At 65.2% G+C, this 24,336-nt stretch carries 19 protein-coding genes; 14 read left to right on the top strand and 5 right to left on the bottom strand.

What is annotated here, in order from left to right; genetic code table 11:
- Positions 1 to 68 precede the first annotated feature (68 nt).
- Positions 69 to 890 carry a prolipoprotein diacylglyceryl transferase gene (gene lgt / locus BTN82_RS29710; protein WP_075122562.1) on the top strand — a complete coding sequence of 274 codons (822 nt, stop codon included), beginning with the start codon at positions 69 to 71 and terminating at the stop codon, positions 888 to 890.
- 48 nt (positions 891 to 938) lie between these two features.
- Positions 939 to 1,910: a thymidylate synthase gene (locus BTN82_RS29715; protein WP_075122563.1), complete on the top strand. Its 972-nt coding sequence runs from the start codon at positions 939 to 941 to the stop codon at positions 1,908 to 1,910.
- 107 nt (positions 1,911 to 2,017) lie between these two features.
- On the opposite strand, the gene cadR is transcribed toward BTN82_RS29715, so the two are convergent.
- Positions 2,018 to 2,467 carry a Cd(II)/Pb(II)-responsive transcriptional regulator gene (gene cadR / locus BTN82_RS29720; protein WP_075122564.1) on the bottom strand — a complete coding sequence of 150 codons (450 nt, stop codon included), beginning with the start codon at positions 2,465 to 2,467 and terminating at the stop codon, positions 2,018 to 2,020.
- A gap of 85 nt (positions 2,468 to 2,552) precedes the next feature.
- Between cadR and BTN82_RS29725 the strand changes: the two genes are divergently transcribed.
- The 7 genes from BTN82_RS29725 to BTN82_RS29755 all read left to right on the top strand — a co-directional run bounded on the left by BTN82_RS29725 (position 2,553) and on the right by BTN82_RS29755 (position 11,760).
- Complete coding sequence (locus BTN82_RS29725; RefSeq protein ID WP_075122565.1) at positions 2,553 to 4,922, top strand: heavy metal translocating P-type ATPase; 2,370 nt, start codon at positions 2,553 to 2,555, stop codon at positions 4,920 to 4,922.
- 16 nt (positions 4,923 to 4,938) lie between these two features.
- Complete coding sequence (locus BTN82_RS29730) at positions 4,939 to 5,802, top strand: LysR family transcriptional regulator (RefSeq protein WP_075122566.1); 864 nt, start codon at positions 4,939 to 4,941, stop codon at positions 5,800 to 5,802.
- Positions 5,803 to 6,092: 290 nt separating this feature from the next.
- Positions 6,093 to 7,169: a putative 2-aminoethylphosphonate ABC transporter ATP-binding protein gene (locus BTN82_RS29735; RefSeq protein ID WP_075122567.1), complete on the top strand. Its 1,077-nt coding sequence runs from the start codon at positions 6,093 to 6,095 to the stop codon at positions 7,167 to 7,169.
- A gap of 1 nt (position 7,170) precedes the next feature.
- Positions 7,171 to 8,895: a putative 2-aminoethylphosphonate ABC transporter permease subunit gene (locus BTN82_RS29740; protein ID WP_075122568.1), complete on the top strand. Its 1,725-nt coding sequence runs from the start codon at positions 7,171 to 7,173 to the stop codon at positions 8,893 to 8,895.
- A gap of 43 nt (positions 8,896 to 8,938) precedes the next feature.
- The gene (locus tag BTN82_RS29745; RefSeq protein ID WP_075122569.1) at positions 8,939 to 9,964 is read left to right on the top strand and encodes a putative 2-aminoethylphosphonate ABC transporter substrate-binding protein; all 1,026 of its coding nucleotides are present in this window, start codon (positions 8,939 to 8,941) and stop codon (positions 9,962 to 9,964) included.
- 108 nt (positions 9,965 to 10,072) lie between these two features.
- On the top strand, positions 10,073 to 11,206 hold the full coding sequence (locus tag BTN82_RS29750) for a TIGR03364 family FAD-dependent oxidoreductase (protein WP_075122570.1): 1,134 nt from the start codon (positions 10,073 to 10,075) through the stop codon (positions 11,204 to 11,206).
- Entirely contained in the window at positions 11,206 to 11,760 is a 555-nt protein-coding gene (locus BTN82_RS29755) for a phosphonate degradation HD-domain oxygenase (RefSeq protein ID WP_075122571.1), read from the top strand. The genes BTN82_RS29750 and BTN82_RS29755 overlap by 1 nt, the downstream gene beginning before the upstream one ends.
- 98 nt (positions 11,761 to 11,858) lie before the next feature.
- Here the strand turns inward: BTN82_RS29755 and BTN82_RS29760 are convergent, their stop codons facing one another.
- Positions 11,859 to 13,247 carry a GTPase/DUF3482 domain-containing protein gene (locus BTN82_RS29760; RefSeq protein ID WP_075122572.1) on the bottom strand — a complete coding sequence of 463 codons (1,389 nt, stop codon included), beginning with the start codon at positions 13,245 to 13,247 and terminating at the stop codon, positions 11,859 to 11,861.
- A complete protein-coding gene (locus tag BTN82_RS29765) occupies positions 13,240 to 14,619 on the bottom strand; it encodes a DUF2868 domain-containing protein (RefSeq protein ID WP_075122573.1) in 1,380 nt (459 codons plus the stop codon). The genes BTN82_RS29760 and BTN82_RS29765 overlap by 8 nt, the downstream gene beginning before the upstream one ends.
- Positions 14,620 to 14,715: 96 nt before the next feature.
- Here BTN82_RS29765 and BTN82_RS29770 point away from each other — a divergent pair, with 96 nt between their 5' ends.
- Entirely contained in the window at positions 14,716 to 15,228 is a 513-nt protein-coding gene (locus BTN82_RS29770; protein ID WP_075122574.1) for a dihydrofolate reductase, read from the top strand.
- A gap of 91 nt (positions 15,229 to 15,319) precedes the next feature.
- Here BTN82_RS29770 and BTN82_RS29775 read toward each other — a convergent pair whose 3' ends face one another.
- On the bottom strand, positions 15,320 to 16,711 hold the full coding sequence (locus BTN82_RS29775; protein WP_075122575.1) for an L-cystine transporter: 1,392 nt from the start codon (positions 16,709 to 16,711) through the stop codon (positions 15,320 to 15,322).
- A 241-nt stretch (positions 16,712 to 16,952) separates the two neighbouring features.
- On the opposite strand from BTN82_RS29775, the gene BTN82_RS29780 reads away from it, so the two are divergent.
- The 4 genes from BTN82_RS29780 (at position 16,953) to BTN82_RS29795 (ending at position 22,251) form a co-directional block, all read left to right on the top strand.
- Entirely contained in the window at positions 16,953 to 18,008 is a 1,056-nt protein-coding gene (locus BTN82_RS29780) for a phosphorylcholine phosphatase (protein ID WP_075122576.1), read from the top strand.
- A gap of 141 nt (positions 18,009 to 18,149) precedes the next feature.
- The gene (locus BTN82_RS29785) at positions 18,150 to 18,683 is read left to right on the top strand and encodes an RNA polymerase sigma factor (RefSeq protein WP_075122577.1); all 534 of its coding nucleotides are present in this window, start codon (positions 18,150 to 18,152) and stop codon (positions 18,681 to 18,683) included.
- A gap of 29 nt (positions 18,684 to 18,712) precedes the next feature.
- Entirely contained in the window at positions 18,713 to 19,672 is a 960-nt protein-coding gene (locus BTN82_RS29790; protein ID WP_075122578.1) for a FecR family protein, read from the top strand.
- A 131-nt stretch (positions 19,673 to 19,803) separates the two neighbouring features.
- The gene (locus BTN82_RS29795) at positions 19,804 to 22,251 is read left to right on the top strand and encodes a TonB-dependent siderophore receptor (protein WP_075122579.1); all 2,448 of its coding nucleotides are present in this window, start codon (positions 19,804 to 19,806) and stop codon (positions 22,249 to 22,251) included.
- Between the two features lie 60 nt (positions 22,252 to 22,311).
- Here BTN82_RS29795 and ilvD read toward each other — a convergent pair whose 3' ends face one another.
- Entirely contained in the window at positions 22,312 to 24,153 is a 1,842-nt protein-coding gene (gene ilvD, locus BTN82_RS29800) for a dihydroxy-acid dehydratase (protein WP_075122580.1), read from the bottom strand.
- Positions 24,154 to 24,336 lie beyond the last annotated feature (183 nt).

A 24,336-nucleotide genomic window follows, 5' to 3' on the forward strand; every position in this document is an offset into this window, starting at 1 on the left:
AATCCTGGCTTAATCCGCGCGTGGCATGGTCCGGCGCACATCGAGTTTCACGCTAACGAGGAGTCGCAATGCTGCCTTACCCGCAGATCGACCCGGTGGCCTTGGCCATCGGTCCGCTGAAAATTCACTGGTACGGCCTGATGTACCTGATCGGCATCGGTGGCGCCTGGCTGCTGGCGTCGCGCCGGTTGAACCGCTTCGACCCGACCTGGACCAAGGAAAAACTTTCCGACATGGTGTTCTGGATGTCGATGGGGGTCATTGTCGGCGGGCGCCTGGGGTATGTGCTGTTCTACGACCTGAGTGCCTACCTGGCCAACCCGACGCTGATCTTCGAGGTCTGGAAAGGCGGTATGTCGTTCCACGGCGGCTTCATCGGGGTGATGCTGGCAGCCCTGTGGTTCGGCAAGAAGAACGGCAAGTCGTTCTTCCAGCTGATGGACTTCGTCGCGCCAATGGTGCCGATCGGCCTGGGCGCCGGGCGCATCGGCAACTTCATCAACGCCGAGTTGTGGGGCAAGCCGACCGACCTGCCGTGGGCGATGATCTTCCCGCCGTTCAGCGATCCGGCGCAGTTGCCGCGTCATCCGTCGCAGCTGTACCAGTTCGCCCTGGAAGGCGTGGCGCTGTTCCTCATTCTCTGGCTGTTCTCGCGCAAACCTCGCCCAACCATGGCAGTTTCCGGGATGTTCGCCCTGTTTTACGGTATTTTCCGCTTTGTCGTCGAGTTCGTCCGGGTCCCGGATGCGCAGCTGGGTTACCTGGCGTGGAACTGGCTGACCATGGGCCAGGTGCTGTGCCTGCCGATGATCGTCGGCGGCCTGTTCCTGATCTGGCTGGCCTACCATCGCGCTCCAGCGGCACCGGTGGCGAAAGACGCCGCGCTCTAAATTCGGATCGCAGGGCGCAAGCCCTGCCTTCAAGGACACAGGTAATACATGAAGCAATATCTCGATCTGGTCGCCCACGTCATCAAGAACGGCACCAAGCAGGCCAACCGCACCGGCGTGAACACCATCAGCTTTCCCGGCGCGATGTTGCGCTACGACCTGAAGGAAGGTTTTCCGGCGATCACCACCCGCAAGATGGCCTTCAAGTCGGCCATCGGCGAGATGTGCGGTTTCCTTCGTGGGGTGAACAACGCCGCCGAATTCCGCGCCCTGGGCTGCAAGGTCTGGGACCAGAACGCCAACGAAAACGCCCAATGGCTGGCCAACCCGTTCCGTCAGGGCGAAGACGATCTGGGCGAGATCTATGGTGTGCAATGGCGCAAGTGGCCGGCGTACAAGCAGATCCCCCTGAGCAATCCGGCCGCCATCGAGCAGACCCTGGGCCAGGGCTACCGGCAGATCGCCGAAGGCGAGGAAAACGGCCAGGCCTACGTGGTCCTGTACAAGGCTATCGACCAGGTGCGCCAGTGCGTGGACACCATCATCAAGGACCCGGGCAGCCGCCGCATCCTGTTCCACGGCTGGAACTGCGCCCAGCTGGATGAAATGGCCCTGCCGCCGTGCCACCTGCTGTATCAGTTCCACCCGAATGTCGAGACCCGGGAAATCTCCCTGACCCTCTACATCCGTTCCAACGACCTGGGCCTGGGCACGCCGTTCAACCTCACCGAGGGAGCCGCGCTGCTGAGCCTGATCGGGCGCCTGACCGGCTACACCCCGCGCTGGTTCACCTATTTCATCGGCGATGCCCACGTCTACGAAAACCACCTGGACATGCTCAACGAGCAGCTCACACGCGAGCCGTTCCCGATGCCGAAACTGGTGATTTCCGAGCGCGTGCCGGAGTTCGCCAAGACGGGCGTGTACCAGCCGGAATGGCTGGAAAAGGTCGAGCCGAGCGACTTCTCCCTGGACGGCTACCAGCACCACGCGCCGATGACCGCGCCGATGGCGGTCTGAGACACACCCTTTGTAGGAGCGAGCTTGCTCGCGATCAGCCGTCAGGCTGAATATTGCGGCGTTTTCACCGTCGCTATCGCGAGCAAGCTCGCTCCTACAGGGCTTGTTTAATGGCCGTGGCTGCGGCCTACGTGAGAGTTCTCGGCCTCGCTGGGCGCCACCGAGCCGCTGACTTCCAGGCGCTGCAAAATCCCGCATTGATCCAGGTCCGGCCCTTCGCTGCAGCGTTGGCGCAGGTCGATCAGCTGTGTCTGCAAGGCCAGCAGGCCGTCGATCCGCGCCTTGACGTGGTGGATATGCTCGTCGATCAGCGCGTTCACGCTCTGGCACTGGTCTTGCGGGCTGTCGCGCAGGTTCAGCAGGCTGCGGATTTCCTCGAGGGTCATGTCCAGGCTGCGGCAGTTGCGGATAAAGGTCAGGCGTTCGGTATGGGCCTGGGTGTAGAGGCGGTAATTGCCGTCGCTGCGGGCCGGTTCTGGCAGCAGGCCTTCGCGTTCGTAGTACCGGATGGTTTCGACCTGACAATCGGTCAGTTTCCCCAGCTCGCCAATTTTCATCGCGACAATCTCCGAAAGGGTGCTTGACCCTATAGTGGCTACAGGGTGTTCACTTGGCAACAGGCACCTTTTCGGACGCGACCTCATGAGCGATTCCCTGCACACCCACGGCAAGCCCGGCGCTGATTCCAAGCATGCTGGCCACGACCACGACCACGACCACGACCATAGCCATGGCGCCAAGTTGCAGCCGGTCAAGCCCCATGACCACGCGGGCCACGGCGGCTCCTGCTGCTCGTCGCCGTCGCTGGTCCAGTTGAGCGAGCCGCAAGCCGCCGGCCATGGCGATTCGTGCTGTTCGTCGGCCGCCGCGCCGTCGCTGATCAAGCTCAGCGCCGCGCCGAGCGCCAATGCGCGCCTGAGCAGTTTCCGCATCGACGCCATGGATTGCCCGACCGAGCAGACGCTGATCCAGAACAAGCTGGGCAAGCTGGCTGGCGTGCAGCAGCTGGAGTTCAACCTGATCAACCGGGTGCTGGGCGTGACCCATGACCTGGAGGACGTCGCGCCGATCGTCGCCGCCATCAAGTCCCTGGGCATGGAGGCTGAGCCCATCGGCCTGGGAGGCGAGTCGGATGAGCCGGCCCCGGTGCCGGTGAAAAAGCCCTGGTGGCCGCTGGCGCTTTCCGGCGTCGGCGCGCTGGCCGCGGAAGTGATCCATTTCACCAGTGCCGCGCCGACCTGGGTGGTGGCGGTGGTCGCCCTGGTGTCGATCCTCAGCGGCGGCCTGGGCACCTACAAGAAAGGCTGGATCGCCCTGAAGAACCGCAACCTCAACATCAACGCCTTGATGAGCATCGCCGTCACCGGCGCCGTGCTGATCGGCCAGTGGCCGGAAGCGGCGATGGTGATGTTCCTGTTCACCGTGGCCGAGTTGATCGAAGCCAAGTCCCTGGACCGCGCCCGCAACGCCATCAGCGGCCTGATGCAGATGACCCCGGAACAGGTCACGGTGCAGGCCGCGGACGGCAGCTGGTTTGAGCAGGATGCCAAAAGCGTCGAGCTGGGCGCGTTGGTGCGGGTGCGTCCGGGTGAGCGTATCGGCCTGGACGGCGAGGTGATGGCCGGCAGTTCGACCATCGACCAGGCGCCGATCACCGGCGAAAGCCTGCCGGTGGAAAAGACCGTGGGCGACAAGGTCTTCGCCGGCACCATCAACCAGGCCGGTTCCCTGGAATACAGGGTGACCGCGGCGGCGAACAACTCCACCCTGGCGCGGATCATCCATGCCGTGGAGCAGGCCCAGGGCGCCCGCGCGCCGACCCAGCGCTTCGTCGACAGCTTCTCGAAAATCTACACCCCCGCCGTGTTCGCCTTCGCATTGGCGGTGGCGGTGATTCCGCCGCTGTTCATGGGCGCCGCCTGGTTCGACTGGATCTACCGCGCCCTGGTGCTGCTGGTGGTGGCGTGCCCTTGCGCCCTGGTGATTTCCACCCCGGTGACCATCGTCAGCGGCCTGGCCGCGGCGGCGCGCAAAGGCATCCTGATCAAGGGCGGCGTGTACCTGGAGGGCGGCTACAAGCTCGACTACCTGGCGCTGGACAAGACCGGCACCATCACTCACGGCAAGCCGGTACAGACCGATTTCCTGGCCCTCGACCCGCTGGCGCAAGACAGCGCCCCGGCCATCGCCGCGAGCCTGGCATCCCGTTCCGACCACCCGGTGTCTTTGGCCATCGCCAACGCGGCTGTGGATAAACAACTGGGCCTGCACCTTGTGGATAACTTCGAGGCCCTGGCCGGGCGCGGGGTGCGTGGCGAAATCAACGGCCAGCTCTACCACCTGGGCAACCACCGTCTGGTGGAGGAACTGGGGCTGTGCTCGCCGGCGTTGGAAGAGAAGCTGTTCGCCCTGGAGAAACAGGGCAAGACCGTGGTCTTGCTGCTCGACAGCGCAGGCCCCCTGGCGCTGTTCGCCGTGGCGGATACGGTCAAGGAGTCCAGCCGCGAGGCCATCGCGCAGTTGCACGAGCTGGGCATCAAGACCCTGATGCTCACCGGCGACAACCCGCACACCGCCCAGGCCATCGCGGCCCAGGTGGGCATCGATCAGGCCCGCGGCGACCTGCTGCCGACCGACAAGCTGCAAGCCATCGAGGACCTGTACGCCCAGGGGCATCGGGTCGGCATGGTCGGCGACGGGATCAACGACGCCCCGGCCCTGGCCCGCGCGGAGATCGGTTTCGCCATGGCGGCAGCCGGTACCGACACCGCCATTGAGACCGCCGATGTTGCCCTGATGGACGACGATCTGCGCAAGATCCCGGCGTTTTTCCGGCTGTCGCGCCAGACCTCGAACATCCTCGTGCAAAATATCGCCCTGGCCCTGGTCATCAAGGCGATCTTTCTTGGGGTAACCTTCTTCGGGTTGGCCACCATGTGGATGGCCGTGTTCGCCGACATGGGCGTCAGCCTGTTGGTGGTCTTCAACGGTTTGCGCCTGTTGCGCAAATAGAGGGTGAGAGGATGCGGTGCTGAGTGCCGAGCTGAAGGCGTTTTACATGGTGGCCCGCCTGGGCAGCATCACCCTGGCGGCGAAAAAGCTCGGCCTGAGCCAGCCCACGGTGACCACCCAGATCCGTCATCTGGAAAGCCAGTACGCGGTCGAGCTGTTCTATCGCGGCGGCCGCCGCCTGAGCGTCAGCGAAGAGGGCGCCCGGTTGCTGCCGATGGTCAAGGCGCTGTTGCAGCAGGAAGCCGATATCGAGTTTTTCCTGCGCAACAGCGGCCAGCTGCAAGGCACCCTGCGGATCGCCGCCACGGCGCCGTATTACATCCTCGACCTGGTGAAGACCTTCCGCGAACGCCTGCCCCAGGTGGAGGTGTCGGTGGAGATCGGCAACTCCCAGCAGGTCCTGGAGTCGCTGGAGGAGTACCGGGTCGATATCGCCGCGTCGTCGCAACTGCTGGAAGATGCGCGGCTGATCCGCCGGGTGCTCGGCAGCGACCCGCTGGTGTTGGCGGTGCATCGCAATCATCCGTTGGCGGCCCTCGACCATGTGCCGTTGAACGCCCTGGCCGGGCACACCCTGCTGATGCGCGAGCCGGGTTCCACCACCCGGCGCCTGACCGAGGAGTTGCTCGCCGGCGCCCGGGTCGGCTTCGGCCCGCTGCTGGAAATCGGCAGCCGCGAGTCGATCCGCGAAGCGGTGCTGCGCAATATCGGCATCAGCATCATTGCCCGCCAGGAAGTGCCTCACGATCCGCAGTTGCGGGTGCTGACCATCGAGAATGCGCCGCAGATCGCCGAGTACCTGTACTGCCTCAAGGAACGCAAGGGCGCGCGCCTGCCGGCGGCCTTTCTCGGTTTGGCCCAGGAAATGGCCCCGGCCTGATCCTCACCTCACCTCTCGTCCTGTAGCTGCTGCCGAGCGCAGCGAGGCTGCGAACGGGTGCGTAGCGCCCGCAGAAGGCCCCCTGCAGTCACCTCGTCAAACGGCGTTGTCAGGCTTGCGGTTGCTGCGCAACCGTTCGCAGCCTCGCGGGCTCGGCAGCGGCTACAAGGTTCTGTGTTCTCTTGAACCCAAATCCGCCAATACCACTATCGGCAGCTTTTGCCTCGTTGCCACAGTAACTACGCATTCGCTCCTTAGGATGGCCTGCATCTGCTTGATGAGGCCTGTCCATGAACAACCCGATCGCAACTGCCCTGAGCAACCCCGGCGCGCCGATGAAAGTGCGCGGCATGCAGAAACGCTTTGGCGCCTTCACCGCCCTGGATAACGTCTCCCTGGACGTGGCGGCCGGCGAGCTGGTGTGCCTGCTCGGCCCGTCGGGCTGCGGCAAGACCACTTTGCTGCGTTGCATCGCCGGCCTCGAACGCCAGGACCAGGGCGAGTTGTTCCTGGGCGCCCGTGACGTCTCTCACCTGGCGCCCCAGGCCCGGGACTACGGCATTCTGTTCCAGTCCTATGCGCTGTTCCCCAACCTCAGCGTCGAAGCCAACATCGCCTATGGCCTGGCCGGCAGCGGTCGCGACGAAGTGCGCCAGCGCGTGGCGCAGATGCTGGAACTGGTGGGCCTGACCGGCAGCGAAAAGAAATACCCCGGCCAGCTTTCAGGCGGCCAGCAGCAGCGCGTGGCCCTGGCGCGTGCCCTGGCCCCGGCGCCATCCCTGCTGTTGCTCGACGAACCGATGTCGGCGCTCGATGCCCGGGTCCGCGAGCACCTGTGCACCGAGTTGCGCCAGCTGCAGCGGCGCCTGGGCATCACCACCCTGATGGTCACGCACAATCAGGACGAGGCCATGCTGATGGCCGACCGCATCGCGGTGATGAACAACGGCAAGGTCGAGCAGTACGCCACGCCCCAGGAAATCTACGATCGTCCGGCGACTCCGTTCGTCGCCGAATTCGTCGGCCAGGGCAACTGGTTGCCGTTCCGCCGCAGCAGCGACAGCCATGCCCAGGTCGGCGGGATGAACGTGCGGCTGGCGGCCGACTCCGGCAAGGCCGCGGCGGGCCGGCTGTTCTGCCGCCCGGAAGCCATCAGCGTCAACCCGCCGGTGCACGAGGAAAACCTGTTCCCGGCCAAGGTTCGGGAAATCACCTTTCTCGGCAACCGCTGCCGCATGAGCTTCGAGCTCAACGAACTGCCCGGCCATCCGCTGCTGGCCGAACTGGCCCCGGAAGCCATGCCGCGCCTGGGCGCCCAGGACATCTGGGTCGCCCTGCCGCCGCGCAGCCTGCAGGTGTTTGCCTGATATGGCCGTTGACCTGACCCTGCCGCTACCCGCGAAACGGGCGCGCCAGGCGGCCCGCGCGCAAATCGGCGACCGCCTCTTCGTGCTCGGCGGCAAACTGCTCTTGCTGGTGTTGCTGGGCCTGGCGGTGCTGCTGCCGCTGCTGGCGATCTTCTGGCGCGGCTTCAGCGGCGAAGCCGGGCAGGGCGGCGGCCTGGCCGCGGCTCGCGAACTGCTGGCCAGCGCCAACTTCCACTGGCTTTTGGGCAACAGCCTGAAAGTCTCCCTCAGCGTCGCCGCCATCGTGGTGCCGCTGGCTTACCTGTTCGCCTATGCCCTGCAACGCACGCTGATTCCCGGCAAGGCGATCTGGCGCGGCCTGTCGCTGCTGCCGCTGATGGCGCCGTCGATGCTGCCGGGGATCGCCCTGGTCTATCTGTTCGGCAACCAGGGCCTGCTGCGCGGGCTGCTCTCGGACAATATCTACGGCTTCTGGGGGATTGTGCTGGGCGAGGTGATCTACACCTTTCCCCACGCCCTGATGATCCTGCTGTCGGCCCTGTCCCTGGCCGACGCACGGTTGTTCGACGCCGCGTCGAGCATGGGCGCGAGCCCCGCCAAGGCCTTTCGCAGCATCACCTGGCCGGCCACGCGGCAGGCGGTGTTCGCCGCGTTCTGCCTGGTGTTCACCCTGACCATCACTGACTTCGGCGTGCCGGTGGTGGTGGGCGGCGACTATCAGGTGCTGGCGCTGGAAGCCTACAAGGCGGTGGTCGGCCAGCAGCAGTTCGGCCGCGGCGCCCTGATCGGCATGGTGCTGTTGCTGCCGGCATTGTTCAGCTTTGGCGTCGACGCCTGGCTGCGCCGTCGTCACGGCGACTCCATGAGCGGTCGCGCCCAGGTGTTCCAGCCAGCGCCTTCGCGGCTGCGGGACAACTGTTACCTGGCGATCGTGCTGCTGATCTGCGCGGCGCTGCTGCTGGTGTTCGGCATGGCGGTGTTCTCCTCGCTGGTCAAGTTCTGGCCGTACAACCTCTCGCTGTCGCTCAATCACTACCAGTTCAACGACACCGCCGGCGGCGGCTGGCTGGCCTATCGCAACAGCCTGACCATGGCCCTGTGCACGGCGCTGATCGGCAGCGTGCTGATCTTCACCGGCGCCTACCTGATGGAGAAGACCCACACCCAGCGCGGCCTCAACCTGGCGCTGCGCATGCTCAGCTTCGTGCCGATGGCGGTGCCGGGGCTGGTGTTGGGCCTGGGTTATGTCTTTTTCTTCAACCTCGGTGGCAACCCGCTGCATGTGTTCTACGGCAGCATGACCCTGCTGGTGGTGTGCACCATCGCCCACTACCTGACCACCGCGCAGATGACCGCCACCACCGCGCTGCGCCAGCTCGACGCCGAATTCGAGGCCGCCGCGCTGTCGCTCAAGGCACCGCTGTACCGGCATTACCTGCGGGTCACCGTGCCGATCTGCCTGCCGGCCCTGCTGGACATCGTGCGCTACCTGTTCGTCTCGGCCATGACCACCGTCTCGGCGGCGATCTTTCTCTACAGCCCCGACACCATCCTCGCGGCGGTGGCGGTGCTGAACATGGACGACGCCGGCAACGTCGGCGGCGCGGCGGCCATGTCGACCTTGATCCTCTTCACCTCGGCGGGCGTGTCGCTGCTCCTGGCCTGGACCTCGCGCGGCTTGCTGCGCCGTTCCCAGGCCTGGCGCCAGACCGCGCCCGGCCACTGAATCTGCCCAACCCACACCTTCACCTCAGAAAAGGAACCGCACCATGTTCAAGCCCCTGGCCGTTGCCGCTGCCGTGCTCACTGCTTTCAGCATGAACGCCTTCGCTGCGAAGACCGAACTGACCGTCTACACCGCCCTCGAAGCCGAGCAGCTCAAGAGCTACAAGCAGGCTTTCGAAGCCGCCAACCCGGACGTGGAAATCAAGTGGGTGCGCGACTCCACCGGGATCATCACCGCCAAGCTGCTGGCGGAAAAAGCCCGGCCGCAGGCGGACGCGGTGTGGGGCCTGGCCGCTTCCAGCCTGGCGATCCTCGACCAGCAGGGCATGCTGCAAAGCTACGCGCCGAAGGATTTGGGCAAGATCGGCGGCAACTACCGCGACGCCGCCAACCCGCCGGCTTGGGTCGGCATGGACGTGTGGGCCGCGACCATCTGCTTCAACACCGTCGAGGCCGAAAAGCAGGGCCTGACCAAGCCGGTGAGCTGGCAGGACCTGACCAAGCCTGAGTACAAGGGCAAGATCGTCATGCCGAACCCGGCCTCGTCCGGCACCGGTTTCCTCGACGTCAGCGCCTGGTTGCAGACCTTCGGCGAGAAGCAGGGCTGGCAGTACATGGACGATTTGCACCAGAACATCGGCCAGTACGTCCACTCCGGCTCCAAGCCGTGCAAGCTGGCGGCGGCCGGCGAGTTCCCGATCGGCATCTCCTTCGAGTACCCGGCCGTGCAGCTCAAGCGCCAGGGCGCGCCGCTGGACATCGTGCTGCCGAAGGAAGGCCTGGGCTGGGAAATCGAAGCCACCGCCGTCATCAAGGGCACCCCCCATGAAGAAGCCGCGAAGAAACTCGCCGACTTCTCCGCCAGCCCCGCGGCCATGGAGCTGTACAAGGAGAACTTCGCGGTCCTGGCCCAGCCGGGCATCGCCAAGCCGCAGACCGAACTGCCGGCCGACTACGAGCAGCGCCTGATCAAGAACGACTTCGCCTGGGCCTCGAAGAACCGCGACGAGATCCTCGCCGAGTGGCGCAAGCGCTATGACGGCAAGTCCGAGAAAGTCGTCGCCAAGTAACCAATAGACCGCTATCGCGAGCACGCTCGCTCCAACAAGGGACAACCCTGTAGGAGCGAGCGTGCTCGCGATCGACCTCGCAGAGGTCATCTCTCAAGGACCACACCCATGAGCAACCACAACGACCTGCTGATCGTCGGCGCCGGCATCCTCGGGCTGTCCCACGCCTATGCTGCCGCCAAGCGCGGTTTGCGGGTCAGGGTTTTCGAGCGCAGCGCCACGCCCCTGGGCGCGTCGGTGCGCAATTTCGGCCAAGCCCTGGTGACTGGCCAGCCGCCCGGGGTCATGCTCGACCTGGCCCGGGCCAGCCGCGGCATCTGGGGCGACTGGGCGGAACTCGCCGGCTTGCCCCTCAAGCGCAACGGTTCCTACCTGTTTGCCCGCACCGAGGCCGAGGAACACGTGCTGCAGGCCTTCTGCGCCGGTCGCGCGCAGGAGCATGGTTACCGCGTCGAACTGCTGCGCGGCGCGGCGCTGAACGACCTGTACGGCGGGCGCTTTCGCCATCACCGCGCGGCGCTGCATGGCCTGGACGACCAGCAGCTGTATTCCCGGGAAGCCATCCCGCAGCTGATCGACTACCTGCGCCGCGACCTTGGGGTGGCGTTCCATTTTTCCACCCTGGTGCGCGATATCGAGCCCGGCCGCTTGCACAGCACTGCCGGCAGCTTCGCCGCGGCACAGATCCTGGTCTGTTCCGGCCACGACTACCAGACCCTGCTGGCCGAGCCGATCGCCGCGCTCGACCCGCAGATCTGCCGCCTGCAAATGCTCCGCGTCCGGCCCGAGGCGCCGCTGGACCTGCAACATGCACTGCTCACCGGCCTGAGCTGCGTGCACTACGGCGCTTTTGCCGACCTGCCCGAAGCGGCGGCGGTGCAGGCGCAGATCCTGCGGGACACGCCGCACCTGCACGAAAACGGCATTCACCTGCTGATCAGCCCGACGCCTTATGGCGAACTGATCATCGGTGATTCCCACCATTACGGCAGCGACCCGTCGCCGTTCAATGCCGAGCAGGTGGATAACTGGATGCTCGAGCTGGCCGAGCACACCCTGGGCTGCAAGGTGCAGGTGGTCGAGCGCTGGCAGGGGGTCTACGGCGCTCGCGGGCCGGGGCCGTTCTCGTTCCTGCAACCGGCTGCCGGGGTCAGCGTAGCCCTGATGCATACCGGGGTGGGCATGAGCGTCGGGCCGGCCATGGCCGAGGGCAATATCGCCCGTTTGCTGGAGGAAGCCTGATGGCACCTGAACAGCGGATCGCCGAAGTGTTCGGCCTGTACGAACGCTTTGGCGACAGCGACTACATCGGCGAGCCGGTGTCGCAGATCGAACACATGTCCCAGGCCGCGCAATTGGCGATGGCCGAGGGGTTCGACGACGAAGTGGTGCTGGCGGCGTTCTTCCACGATATCGGGCATATCTGCGAGAAGGACCCGCAGAGCATGGGCGGTTTCGGCACGGTCAGCCATGAGCGGCTGGGCGCCGACTACCTGCGCCGCGCCGGCTTCAGCGAGCGCCTGGCGCGGTTGGTGGAGTATCACGTGCAGGCCAAGCGTTACCTGACCTTCAAGGAGCCGGGCTACTACCAGCGCCTGAGCGAAGCCAGCCGCCTCACCCTGGAATACCAGGGCGGGATGATGAGCGCCGAGGAGGCCCATGCCTTCGAGCAGGACCCACTGTGCGCGGTGAGCCTGCGTTTGCGCCACTGGGACGAACAGGCCAAGGAGTTGCGGGTGCCGGTGCTGGACTTGCAGGTGCTCAAGGACAAGGCGGCGCGGCTGCTGAACGCCTGATCTGAATCCTGTAGTGCTTGGGAAATGGCTATCGCGAGCACGCTCGCTCCTACGGACAGCACGTCCCCTGTAGGAGCGAGCTTGCTCGCGATGGCGTCCTAACGGTCGAGCGCCACGCTCTGCGCCAACACCTCGATCTGCTCCTGGCGCTCGGCCTGGCTCAGGCGCGGCGCCGGGTTGAGCGACGACCACTGCGGATGGGCGCGGGCCTTGTTCAGCGCTTCCGGCAGCTTGCCTTCGCGCCAGGTCTGGTCCTGGGGCGTGGCCAGCTGGATGCTGTCCAGCGCCGCGTGGCCGCGTACGTTCAGCGCCTGCACCAGCTGTCGTTGGCGCAGGGCCAACAGACGCAGCACGCTGTCGTCCACGGTCAGCTCGCGCTGACCCTTGATCTTGCCCAGCAGGCGGCCGCCGTAGCTGCGCGCGGTTTGCAAGGCGCCGCCGGCGATGGCCCCGGCCAGCGCCGCCGCGCCCAGGGTCAGGCCGCCCACCAGCAGATCGACGCCGGCCCCGGCCGCGGCGCCGGCGGCGATCCCGCCGCCGACCCGGACCCCGAGCTGCTTGAGGGTTTCCGGGTTGAACAGGTCGTCGCCCCAGCGCCCGTCGAGCAGCGGCAGATCGCTGGCGGCGGCGTCCTGCGGGCGGAAGGCGTAGAGCTTGAGCAGCGCCTCGACGCAGCGCTGTTCGCGTTGGCGCACGGCTTTGCGCAATTCGCCGATGGCTTGTTGTTCCTGGGCGGCATCGCTCGCCACGCTACGCCGGCAGGCGGCGCAATCGATCAGCAGTTCGGCGATCAGCCGCGCGGCGCTTTGCTGGCGGGCCAGGCGTTGCGCCTGCTGGTCGGCGATCAGCCGTTCCAGTTGCGGCCGCGAGCTTTCCAACAGCAGCGCCAGGCTTTCATACAGCCGTCGCTCGCCGTCCTCCGGCGGCGCCACGCTGTCGAAACGCACCAGCGCATGCAGGCCCAGGCGCGCCAGGGCTTCGCGCCAGTCCGGCTCGCGATGGTCGGCGCTGCTGACGAAGTTCAGCACTGGCAGCAGCGGCTTGCCACAGCTGGCCAGGACTTCCAGCTCGTCGCGGTACTTGGCCAGGACCGGCTCGCGGGCATCGACCACGTACAGCCCGGCGTCGCAGGCCAGCAACTGGCGCAGCACCTTGGCTTCCTGCTCGAAACGCTGGCGCGCCTCGCTGCCGTCGAGAAACCGTGCCAGCCGCGCCGGGCCGTCCAGGCGCTCGCCCGGGCGCTCCAGGCGTTCCAGGTAGTCGAGCAGGGCGATAGCGTCTTCCAGGCCGGGGGTGTCGTACAGGTCCAGCAGCGGCTCACCGTCCACCGACAGCCGCGCGCCCTCGACATGGCGGGTGGTGCTGGGACGATGGGACACCTCGCCGAAGCCGACGTCCCGGGTCAGGGTGCGCAGCAGCGAGGTCTTGCCGACGTTGGTGTGGCCGACCACCGCCAGTTTCAACGGCGGTTTGCGAGTCTCAGTCATGCCCGGTCTCCAGCCAGTTGAACGGCGCGCTATCGGCGAACGGCAGTTCCAGTTGTTGCAGGGCCACGTGCCAGTCGCCCAGGCGTTCGGCGTCCAGCGCCTGGCCCGGCGGCGCCTGCAACAGCCAGACCCGGGTGGCCGTGGCGCTGCGCGCCAGCTCGGCGATCAGCGCCAGGCTGCCGCGGTCCGGCGAGCGCCGCGGGTCGCAGGCGATGGCCAGGCGCGCCGGAGGAAAACGGGTCAGTTGCTCCAGCAGGCGGTGCCGCGATTCGCGGCTGTCGAGGATGCCAGCGTCTTTCACCGTGGCCGGCAATGACGGCGGCCAGGGGCGCTGGTCGTCCAGCTCGATGGCCACCAGCAGCGCGCCGTCGCTGTCCTGCGCGCTGATGCCGCCTTCGACGCGGTGCAGCCGTTCGGGCGCGGCATCGTTGATCCCCAGGCGTTCGCTGCTGGGCATCAGCGCTTCGCGCAACTGGCTGTAGCCGGGGAGGTTGAGGTCCAGGCGCAGACGCGCCTGCCCGTGCTTCCAGCGCCAGCGACACAGCAGCATCAGCAACAGGCGCGGCAGCACGCCGTAAATGATCAGCGAACCTACCAGCCAGACGGCCCAGGACTGGCGGACCAGCTCGGTGTTGTAAACGTCCCGGGTGCTGGCGTGGATCATCTCGACCGTCGGCGCGCCGAAACCGATGGCGCGGGGGATGGCGGCGAGGGCGTTGGTCATGGCCACGAAGGCGTCCGCGCCAAGCAGAGTGCTTTCCCAGTAGAACCCGTAGCGCCGGGTGATCAGCAGCATCAACAGGATTGCCACGGCGCTGAGCAGGGCCAGCAGCCACAGGCCGTGGACCAGGGTGCCGATGGCCCAGCGATTGAGTTTGCGCCGTTGCAGCAACAACAGCAGGGCCGGCATCAGTTGCGCGGCCTTGGCGTCGCGGGCGAGTTTTTCGCTGAGCCACAACCACAGGCGGCCGAGGCTGGCGCCGTGTTCGCCGGCGAACAGCAGGCCCAGGGCCCAGCTCAGCAGCAGGATGAGGTTGAGGCCCAGCAGGCTGCCCAGGGCCCAGAACACATTGACCGGCGCCTGCCCGTCGCCCAGGGCGGCGAAGGCCAGGCCGGCGCCGCTGACGATGGCCAGCAGCGCCAGCAACAATAGCGCCAGGCGCGCGCCCTGGACCCAGTGGCGCAGGGCGGCGACCAGGCCGTCGCGTTCGGCCAGCCACAGCGCGCGGTAATGGATGCGGTTCGCCAGGTCGCCGCCGGCGGTGCGGGCCAGGCGATTGGCTTCCTGGTCCTCCAGGGGGCCGGCGTGTTCCTCGCGCAGGCGCACGGCTTCGGTGAGCCAGAGTTTTTCCAGTGGGGTCAGGTCGCTCACGCGTCATTCCGTTGCTTAAATGAGCGCTGAGCATAACCGCTGTGATGCCGATCGGGGTACGTTGCGGGGCGCCGAGCCTCTGGTATCCTCGCCGGCATGAAAAAAACTCTCCCTCTCAGCCTGATCGCGGCCCTCGGTGAAAACCGCGTGATCGGCGTCGACAACAGCATGCCCTGGCACCTGCCGGGGGATTTCAAATACTTCAAGGCCACGACCCTGGGCAAGCCGATCATCATGGGGCGCAAGACCTGGGATTCGCTGGGGCGGCCGCTGCCGGGCCGGTTGAATATCGTGGTCAGCCGCCAGGCCGACCTGCGCCTGGAAGGCGCCGAGGTGTATCCGTCGCTGGAAGCCGCGGTGGTCCGCGCCGAGCAGTGGGCACTGGAGCAGGGCGTCGACGAATTGATGTTGATCGGTGGCGCGCAGTTGTATGCGCAAGGCCTGGAACAGGCCGATCGGCTGTACCTGACCCGCGTGGCGTTGAGCCCGGAAGGGGATGCGTGGTTTCCGGAGTTCGATCAGCAGCGGTGGACGCTGGTATCGAACGTGCCGAACCCGGCGGAAGGCGACAAGCCGGCCTACAGCTTCGAAGTCTGGGAGAAGCGTTAAAAGCATCGCGGGCAAGCTCCGCTCCTACAGAAGACACCTTCATCTGTAGGAGCGGAGCTTGCTCGCGATAGCGTTCTAAAGGTCGCAGCCCTTAAGCCTGCGCCAGCTCCGCATGCTCGTCGGCATCGAGCTTCTCTTTATCGGTCTGCTGCATGATCTGGCTGGTGATCGCCCCGGCGGTCATCGAGCCGCTGACGTTCAGCGCGGTACGGCCCATGTCGATCAGCGGCTCCACCGAAATCAGCAACGCCACCAGGGATACCGGCAAGCCCATGGCCGGCAGCACGATCAGCGCGGCGAAGGTCGCGCCGCCGCCGACACCGGCCACGCCGGCCGAACTCAGGGTGACGATCGCCACCAGGGTCGCGATCCACAGCGGGTCCAGCGGGTTGATGCCCACGGTCGGGGCAACCATGACCGCGAGCATGGCCGGGTACAGGCCGGCACAGCCGTTCTGGCCGATGGTCGCGCCGAACGAAGCGGCGAAGCTGGCGATGGACTGCGGGATGCCCAGGCGGCTGGTTTGCGCCTCGATGCTCAGCGGGATGGTCGCGGCGCTGGAGCGGCTGGTGAAGGCAAAGGTCAGCACCGGCCAGACCTTGCGGAAGAAGCGCAGCGGGTTGATCCCGGCCAGCGACACCAGCAGGCCGTGGACCACGAACATCAGGCCCAGGCCGATGTACGACACCACCACGAAACTGCCGAGCTTGATGATGTCCTGCAGGTTGGAACCGGCGACCACCTTGGTCATCAGCGCCAGCACGCCGTAAGGCGTCAGCTTCATCACCAGGCGCACCAGGCGGGTCACCCAGGCTTGCAGGGTGTCGATGGCGTTGACCACTTTCTGGCCTTTTTCCACATCGTCCTTGAGCAGTTGCAGGGCGGCGATGCCCAGGAAGGCGGCGAAGATCACCACGCTGATGATCGAGGTCGGCTTGGCCCGGGCCAGGTCGGCGAACGGGTTCTGCGGAATGAACGACAGCAGCAGCTGCGGGATATTCAGGTCGGCGACCTTGCCCGCGTAGTCGCTCTGGATCACTTGCAGGCGCGCCATTTCCTGGGTGCCGGCCACCAGGCCTTCGGCGGTCAGGCCGAACAGGTTGGTCAGGGCAATGCCGATCACCGCGGCGATGGCGGTGGTGAACAGCAGGGTGCCGATGGTCAGGAAGCTGATCTTGCCCAGGGACGAGGCATTGTGCAGGCGGGCCACGGCGCTGAGGATCGAGGCGAACACCAGCGGGATCACGATCATCTGCAGCAGTTGCACATAACCGTTGCCCACCAGGTCGAACCAACCGATGGAGGTTTTCAGGACAGGGTTGCCGGCACCGTAGATGCTGTGCAGGGCAACGCCGAAGACCACGCCGAGCACCAGCGCCAGCAGGACCTTCTTGGCCAGGCTCCAGGTGGTGTGACGGGTTTGTGCCAGGCCCAGCAGCAAGGCCAGGAACACCAGCAGATTGAGGATCAGCGGCAGGTTCATTGAGGCTCCGATAAGACTTGTGCCAATCGCGTATGGCGGCGATTGCGAACCGGCAAGCCTAACAGCTTGAAATCTATTGAATTAATATCAAAAACGCATTGAGACTGTCGTTTTTGGAATAAGCGATTGACGCTCAGGCACATGCCGGTGGCGGAATCAGGACGCGATCGGTCGCGCACAGGCGAAAGTTGTCACAACGATTTGTTAGCGTCGGTCTCTTTATGTCAGGGAGAAAACGCCGATGAAACTCGCTCCGAAATTTCTGCTTGCCGCACTCTGCCTGGGCCTTGCCGGCCAGGTTTTCGCCACCGACTTGAAGCACTGGCCCGCGGACCAGGCCAAGCAACTGGACGCGATGATCGCGGCCAATGCCAACAAGGGTAACTACGCGGTGTTCGACATGGACAACACCAGTTACCGCTACGACCTGGAAGAGTCGCTGCTGCCGTTCATGGAGAACAAGGGCCTGATCACCCGCGAGACCCTCGACCCGTCCCTGAAACTGATGCCGTTCAAGGACACCGCCGAGCACAAGGAAAGCCTCTTCAGCTACTACTACCGCCTCTGCGAAGTCGACGACATGGTCTGCTACCCCTGGGTGGCGCAGGTGTTCTCAGGCTTCACCCTCAAGGAACTCAAGGGTTATGTCGACGAGCTGATGGCCTCGGGCAAGCCGGTGCCGGTCACCTATTACGAAGGCGACGTGGTCAAGAACAGCGAGGTCAATCCGCCGAAAGTCTTCACCGGCCAGACCGAGCTGTACAACAAGCTGATGGAGAACGGCATCGAGGTCTACGTGATGACCGCCGCCTCCGAAGAGCTGGTACGCATGGTCGCCGCCGATCCGAAGTACGGCTACAACGTCAAGCCGCAGAACGTGATCGGCGTGACCACCCTGCTCAAGGACCGCAAGACCGGCGAGCTGACCACCGCGCGCAAGCAGATCAGCGCCGGCAAGTATGACGAGAAGGCCAACCTCGGCCTGGAACTGACTCCTTACCTGTGGACCCCGGCGACCTGGATGGCCGGCAAGCACGCGGCGATCCTGACCTACATCGACGAGTGGAAAAAACCGGTGCTGGTGGGCGGCGACACCCCGACCAGCGACGGCTACATGCTGTTCCACGATGTCGACGTGGCCAAGGGCGGCATCCACCTGTGGATCAACCGCAAGGACAAGTACATGACCCAGCTCAACGGCATGATGGCCAAGCACGCCGCGGCCCAGGCCAAGGAAGGGCTGCCTGTGACTGCGGATAAAAACTGGGTGATCGTCAAGCCGGAAGATATCCAGTAAGACCGGGTCTGCCCGCGGGAGCCGGTTCGCTGGCGCCCGCGGGCAGGTTCGTCGGTAAAAATAGATATCAATTGCGAACAAATCTCATTATTTGCTAGCGTGCGCGCTTCCTGAACGTCCTGTTCTTCTAAAGGTAGTGTCGTGCCCTCCTGGAATTCGCAGATCGCGCGCCTGTTCGCGGAGCAGAAGAAAGCCCTCGAAGCCTTCGTCATCCGCCGTACCGGCAGCGCCCAGGTGGCGGCAGACCTGACCCAGGAATCCTTCCTGCGCCTGGCGCGCCTGGATTCCGGCGAGAAGATCGACAACCTCCCCGCATTCCTCTTCACCATCGCCAGCAACCTGGTGCGCGACCATCAGCGCCAGGCCATCCGCCGCGAGCGCCTGGACGCGGGCGAGCCCAGCGAAGAACTGCCTTGCGCCAACCCCGGAGCCGACGAGCAATTGGCCGCCTATCAGCAGGAACAGCTGATGCAGGATGCGATCCGCGCGCTACCCGATGCGACTCGGCAGATCTTCCTGCTCTATCATGTCGACGAATGTTCCTACCGCGAGATCGGCGAGCGCCTGTCGATCAGCCCGCGCAGTGTGGAATACCAATTGCGCCGGGCCTTGATCGACTGCCGTGCCTACATCACGGCGCGCCTGGCCGGCGATAGACAAGGACGTCGGCCATGAATCCCACGTCTGCTGCTGTGGACCCCCTGATGAGCCAAGCTGTACCGACCTTTGAAGAGCTGTTCGCCGAAGCGTCCGGCTGGTATTTCCGCCTCCAGGCCGATGATGTGACGCCCGCAGAAATGGAGGCCTTTGCACAGTGGTTGGGGCAGGGCAGTGCCCAGGACGAAGCCTGGCAGGAAGTGCAGGCGATGCTCGGTGGCTTGCGGGAACCGGCGCGAGTGGTGCGTCGCGCCGAACAAGCCGCCTGGCGCCGACCGGCGCGGCGTTGGCGGCCCTGGGCCTGTGCCGCGGCGGTGCTGCTGGCGGTCGGGCTGACCCTGCACGGCGGGCCGTGGCTGGATCGCCTGCGCGCCGACTATGCCACTGGCACCGGGGAGTCGCGGAGCATCGAGCTGGCCGACGGCTCCCACCTGCAACTCAACACCGACAGTGCGATACAGGTGCGCATGAGCGCCGGCGAACGGCAGATCCGCCTGCTGCGCGGCGAGGGGTTTTTCCAGGTGGTCAGGGACCCGGCGCGGCCGTTCATCGTGCGCTCCGGCGATGGCTGGGTGAAGGTGGTCGGCACCCAGTTCAGCGTCGCCCGGCGTGACGAGCAGACGCGGGTGCAGGTAGCCCAGGGCAAGGTCGAGGTCAATGCGGGCAGCGGTGCGCCGGTGTACCTGGAGCCGGGGCGGGCCGTAGAGTTCCAGGGCCAGCGGCTGGCCGAACCCCATGGCTTCGACCCTGCCAGCGGGTTTGCCTGGCGTCAGCGGCAACTGGTGTTTCGCCAGCAGCCGCTGTCGCAAGTGGTCAGCGAATTGAACCGCTACTGGCCCGGCAAGACCTTGGTGCTCGGCGAGGCGTTGCGCAACCGCGTGGTGTCCGGCGTATTTGAAATCGACAAGCCGGAGGCGGTGATCAAGGCGCTGGAATACACCCTCAATCTGCGCGCGGAGCATTACACCCCGTACTTGCTGGTGCTGCGCGAAGGCAAGGCGTCCTAGGACGCCATCTTTTTTAAAATCTTTCAGGGTTTCTCCGCAGGCGGTCGTCCTTGATCACTGAGGCGCAAATAATAAGCACTCTCAAATAGTGCGGCGCCCGATCACTGACTTTGTACTGGGGAGCTCCATCCATGGCACACCGATTTGCTGCGCGGCCCTTGCTGGCCTTGGCTATTTCCTTGGCCGGCGGCACCGCGCCGCTTTACCTGCAGGCGGCCGAAGCCACCCAGGCGCAGACCTATCGTTTCGATATCCCGGCACAATCCCTGGATGGCGCGTTGGCGGGGTTTTCGGCGGTGACGCGGATTCAGGTGCTGGTCTCCGGCGAGCTGACCCAGGGCCTCGCTTCGCCCGGTGTCAGCGGCAACCTGGGCCAGCGCGAAGCCCTGGCCCTGCTGCTGGGCGGTACCGGGCTGAGCGCAGCCTTTATCAATGCCGACACCGTGACCCTGGAAAAGCGCGTGGCTTCGCGTCCGGCGCTGGAAGTCGGCGCCACCACCATCAGTTCGGAACGCCTGAGCGCGACCACCGAAGGCAGCGGCTCCTACACCACCGGAGCGGTCACCCTGGCCCGGGGCGAGCAGAAGCTCAAGGATATTCCGCAATCGGTCAGTGTCATGACCCGCAAGCAGATGGACGACCAGAACACCACCAAACTCTCCGAAGTGGTGAAGCGCACCCCGGGCCTGACGGCGACCAAATCCCCGGGGCCCGGCATGTTCATCTTCTCCCGGGGGTTCGAGATTGGCACCTTGCAGTACGACGGCGTGCCGATCCCGCGTAATACCTACACGCTGGGCAGCTACCTCACCGAAAACATGGCGATCTACGACCGCGTGGAAACCCTGCGCGGTCCCGCCGCCCTGCTGCAAGGCGCCAACAGCCCCGGCGGCACCATGAACCTGGTGCGCAAGCGCGGCGGCGCGGCGCCGGCGGTGACCATCACCGCCAAGGCCGGCTCCTGGGACCACTACGGCACGCAAGTCGATGCCGGTGGCCCGCTGAATGCCGAGGGCACCTTGCGTGGCCGCTTCGTGGCGGACTACGACACCAGCAATTCCTTCGTCGACTACGCCGGCAGCTGGAACCAGACGATCTACGCTGCCGTCGACTATGACTTCACCCCGGATACCACCGTCGGCGTGGGCGTCAGCAACCAGAAGGGCCATGCCCGGCCCAACTTCATGTCGTTGCCGCGCTACGCCAATGGCGACGATATCGGCCTGCCGCGCTCGACCTTCGTCGGCGCCAGCTGGAACCGCAGCGTCAATAACCAGACCCAGGTGTTCGCCGACCTGGAGCACCGCTTCAACGACGACTGGAAGTTGAAGGCGGCCCTGGTGTACATGGACGAACACAACGATGCGACCTACCAGGCGACCTGGGACGAAGTCCCCAATCCGGGCACGACCGGCAATATCCGCTATGTGGATTGGGTCACTGACTTCAACACCAAGAGCCGGGGCGTGGACGTCTATGTCGACGGCAAGTTCGAAGGCTTGGGGTTCCAGCAGGAACTGGTGCTGGGCGCCAACTACTCCAAACTCACCACCAATGACCTGTGGGCGCGGGATGCCACGGACGGCGCGGATATCTTCAATATCGACCATCACCGTCCGCAACGGGACAAGTACCAGTTGTTCCAGGAAGGCTCCGGCTCCCAGAGCTGGTATGACATTCGCCAGAAGGGCATTTACGGCACCTGGCGGGTGAAGGTGCTGGACCCGCTGACCCTGATCGTGGGCGCCCGCACCAGTTGGTATGACTATTCCTATCGCGATCGGAGCGGCTTCCAGGGGGTGTACGGCGATCTCTCCGAAAGCACCACGCAAACCACCGGCCGGGTCACGCCGTACGCCGGCCTGGTGTATGCCCTCGATGACCAATGGTCGGCCTACGCCAGCTACGCCGATGCCTTCGAACCGCAGACCAACCTGACCACTTCCGGCGGCTTGCTCAAGCCCATCGAAGGCAAGAACTACGAGCTGGGCATCAAGGGCGAACTGGCGGATGGCCGGCTCAATACCTCTTTTGCGATCTTCCGCTACGACCAGGAAAACCGCGGGGTACAGGACCTGCAAGGGCCGATGAACTGTGGCGGTTGGTACTGCTCCGTGGCGTCGGGCAAGGTCCGCAGCCAGGGGTTCGAAGCCACCTTGAGCGGTGAAGTGCTGACGGGGTTGCAACTGGTGTCCAGCTATACCTACAACACCACCAAGTTCCTCAAGGACGACACCTACGAAGGCAAGGTCTTCAGTACCTGGACACCCAAGCACCAGCTCAAGGTCTGGGGTGATTACCAGTTGCCGGGCGACTGGCAAAAAGTCAGCGTCGGTGCCGGCGTGACCGCGCAAAGCAGTACCGAAGCCTACGACCGCAACTTCAGCGTGCCGGGCAATGCTCTCTGGGATTCGCGCGTGGCCTACAAGATCAACCAGGAGTTCACCGTGGCGGCGAACCTGAACAACATGTTCGACAAGAAGTACTACATCCCTGCCTACAACGCGACGTGGGGCAGCAACTACTACGGCGATCCGCGCAACGTGATGTTCACCCTGACCTATACGCCGCAGTTCTGATTCATCCAGGCAAAAAATACCCCGCGCCTGGCGGGGTATTTTCATTTCAGCGGCTGAGGATCACAGGCCGTCGAGCAGCGCCTTGTTGCGCACCGCGCCCTTGTCGGCGCTGGTGGCCAGCAGGGCGTAGGCTTTCAGCGCGGTGGTCACCTTGCGTGGGCGTTTTTCCACGGGCTTCCAGCCTTTCTTGTCTTGCTCTACGCGGCGGGCCGCCAGTTCTTCGTCGCTGACCAGCAGGTTGATCGAACGGTTGGGGATGTCGATCAGCACCTTGTCGCCGTCCTGCACCAGGCCGATGGCACCGCCGGCGGCGGCTTCCGGCGAGGCGTGGCCGATGGACAGGCCCGAAGTCCCGCCGGAGAAGCGGCCGTCGGTCAGCAGGGCGCAGGCTTTGCCCAGGCCCTTGGACTTCAGGTAGGAGGTCGGGTACAGCATTTCCTGCATGCCCGGGCCGCCTTTCGGGCCTTCGTAGCGAATGATGACGATGTCGCCTTCCTTCACTTCGTCGGCAAGGATGCCGCGTACTGCACTGTCCTGGCTCTCGAAGATCTTCGCGTTGCCTTCGAAGACGTGGATCGACTCGTCGACGCCGGCGGTCTTCACCACGCAGCCGTCCAGGGCAATGTTGCCGTACAGCACGGCCAGGCCGCCTTCTTTCGAGTAGGCGTGCTCGAAGCTGCGGATGCAGCCGTTTTCACGGTCGTCGTCCAGCGTCGGCCAGCGGGTCGACTGGCTGAACGCGGTCTGGGTCGGGATGCCGGCCGGGCCAGCCTTGAAGAAGTGGTGCACCGCTTCATCCGTGGTCTGGGTGATGTCCCACTTGGCGATGGCTTCCTCCATGCTGCGGCTGTGCACGGTCGGCAGGTCGGTGTGCAACAGGCCGCCGCGGGCCAGCGAACCGAGGATGCTGAAGATGCCGCCGGCGCGGTGCACGTCTTCCATGTGGTACTTCTGGATGTTCGGCGCGACCTTGCACAGCTGCGGCACGCTGCGAGACAGGCGGTCGATATCGCGCAGGTCGAAATCGATCTCGGCTTCCTGGGCGGCGGCCAGCAAGTGCAGGATGGTGTTGGTCGAACCGCCCATGGCGATGTCGAGCATCATGGCGTTCTCGAACGCCTTGAAGTTGGCGATGTTGCGCGGCAGCACCGACTCATCGTTCTCGCCGTAGTAGCGCTTGCACAGCTCGACGATGGTCCGGCCGGCCTGCAGGAACAGCTGTTCGCGGTCGCTGTGGGTGGCCAGGGTCGAGCCGTTGCCCGGCAAAGCGAGGCCGAGGGCTTCGGTCAGGCAGTTCATCGAGTTGGCGGTGAACATGCCGGAGCACGAACCGCAGGTTGGGCAGGCGCTGCGCTCGTACTCGGCGACTTTCTCGTCAGAAGCGCTGGAGTCGGCGGCGATCACCATGGCGTCGACCAGGTCGAGGCCGTGGGAAGCGAGCTTGGTCTTGCCGGCTTCCATCGGGCCGCCGGACACGAAGATCACCGGGATGTTCAGGCGCAGGGCGGCCATCAGCATGCCGGGGGTGATCTTGTCGCAGTTGGAGATGCAGACGATGGCGTCGGCGCAGTGGGCGTTGACCATGTACTCCACGGAGTCGGCGATGATCTCGCGGCTCGGCAGCGAATACAGCATGCCGTCGTGGCCCATGGCGATGCCGTCGTCCACGGCGATGGTGTTGAATTCCTTGGCCACGCCGCCGGCGCGTTCGATTTCGCGGGCGACCAGCTGGCCCAGGTCCTTGAGGTGCACGTGGCCCGGGACGAATTGGGTGAAGGAGTTGGCAATGGCGATGATCGGCTTCTTGAAGTCGTCATCTTTCATCCCCGTGGCGCGCCACAGTGCACGGGCGCCGGCCATGTTGCGGCCGTGGGTGGATGTTTTCGAGCGGTAATCAGGCATGGAGCACTCCGGGCGGCTAATCAGGTGACAAATGGGGAGTGAGCTTCTATTGACCTCGGGAACACTCAGAAATGGCCGTGTGTCCGAAAGCTGCCGATAACGCCGCGGGATCGCCGCGTGCCTCAGCCTGAGCTCATAAACCCGCCGGGGGATGACTGGCGATGAATCTCGCGATTCTACACC

It is taken from the genome of Pseudomonas chlororaphis (assembly GCF_001921865.1).
Classification (GTDB): domain Bacteria; phylum Pseudomonadota; class Gammaproteobacteria; order Pseudomonadales; family Pseudomonadaceae; genus Aquipseudomonas; species Aquipseudomonas chlororaphis_D.

Bases quoted from the DNA above. Each gene is read 5' to 3' on its own strand.
- BTN82_RS29795 (WP_075122579.1), top strand. From the start codon at position 19,804: ATGGCACACCGATTTGCTGCGCGGCCCTTGCTGGCCTTGGCTATTTCC.
- BTN82_RS29735 (WP_075122567.1), top strand. From the start codon at position 6,093: ATGAACAACCCGATCGCAACTGCCCTGAGCAACCCCGGCGCGCCGATG.
- BTN82_RS29760 (WP_075122572.1), bottom strand. From the start codon at position 13,247: ATGACTGAGACTCGCAAACCGCCGTTGAAACTGGCGGTGGTCGGCCAC.
- BTN82_RS29790 (WP_075122578.1), top strand. From the start codon at position 18,713: ATGAGCCAAGCTGTACCGACCTTTGAAGAGCTGTTCGCCGAAGCGTCC.
- BTN82_RS29725 (WP_075122565.1), top strand. From the start codon at position 2,553: ATGAGCGATTCCCTGCACACCCACGGCAAGCCCGGCGCTGATTCCAAG.
- BTN82_RS29750 (WP_075122570.1), top strand. From the start codon at position 10,073: ATGAGCAACCACAACGACCTGCTGATCGTCGGCGCCGGCATCCTCGGG.
- BTN82_RS29770 (WP_075122574.1), top strand. From the start codon at position 14,716: ATGAAAAAAACTCTCCCTCTCAGCCTGATCGCGGCCCTCGGTGAAAAC.
- BTN82_RS29780 (WP_075122576.1), top strand. From the start codon at position 16,953: ATGAAACTCGCTCCGAAATTTCTGCTTGCCGCACTCTGCCTGGGCCTT.
- cadR (WP_075122564.1), bottom strand. From the start codon at position 2,467: ATGAAAATTGGCGAGCTGGGGAAACTGACCGATTGTCAGGTCGAAACC.
- BTN82_RS29755 (WP_075122571.1), top strand. From the start codon at position 11,206: ATGGCACCTGAACAGCGGATCGCCGAAGTGTTCGGCCTGTACGAACGC.
- ilvD (WP_075122580.1), bottom strand. From the start codon at position 24,153: ATGCCTGATTACCGCTCGAAAACATCCACCCACGGCCGCAACATGGCC.
- BTN82_RS29740 (WP_075122568.1), top strand. From the start codon at position 7,171: ATGGCCGTTGACCTGACCCTGCCGCTACCCGCGAAACGGGCGCGCCAG.
- lgt (WP_075122562.1), top strand. From the start codon at position 69: ATGCTGCCTTACCCGCAGATCGACCCGGTGGCCTTGGCCATCGGTCCG.
- BTN82_RS29745 (WP_075122569.1), top strand. From the start codon at position 8,939: ATGTTCAAGCCCCTGGCCGTTGCCGCTGCCGTGCTCACTGCTTTCAGC.
- BTN82_RS29775 (WP_075122575.1), bottom strand. From the start codon at position 16,711: ATGAACCTGCCGCTGATCCTCAATCTGCTGGTGTTCCTGGCCTTGCTG.
- BTN82_RS29715 (WP_075122563.1), top strand. From the start codon at position 939: ATGAAGCAATATCTCGATCTGGTCGCCCACGTCATCAAGAACGGCACC.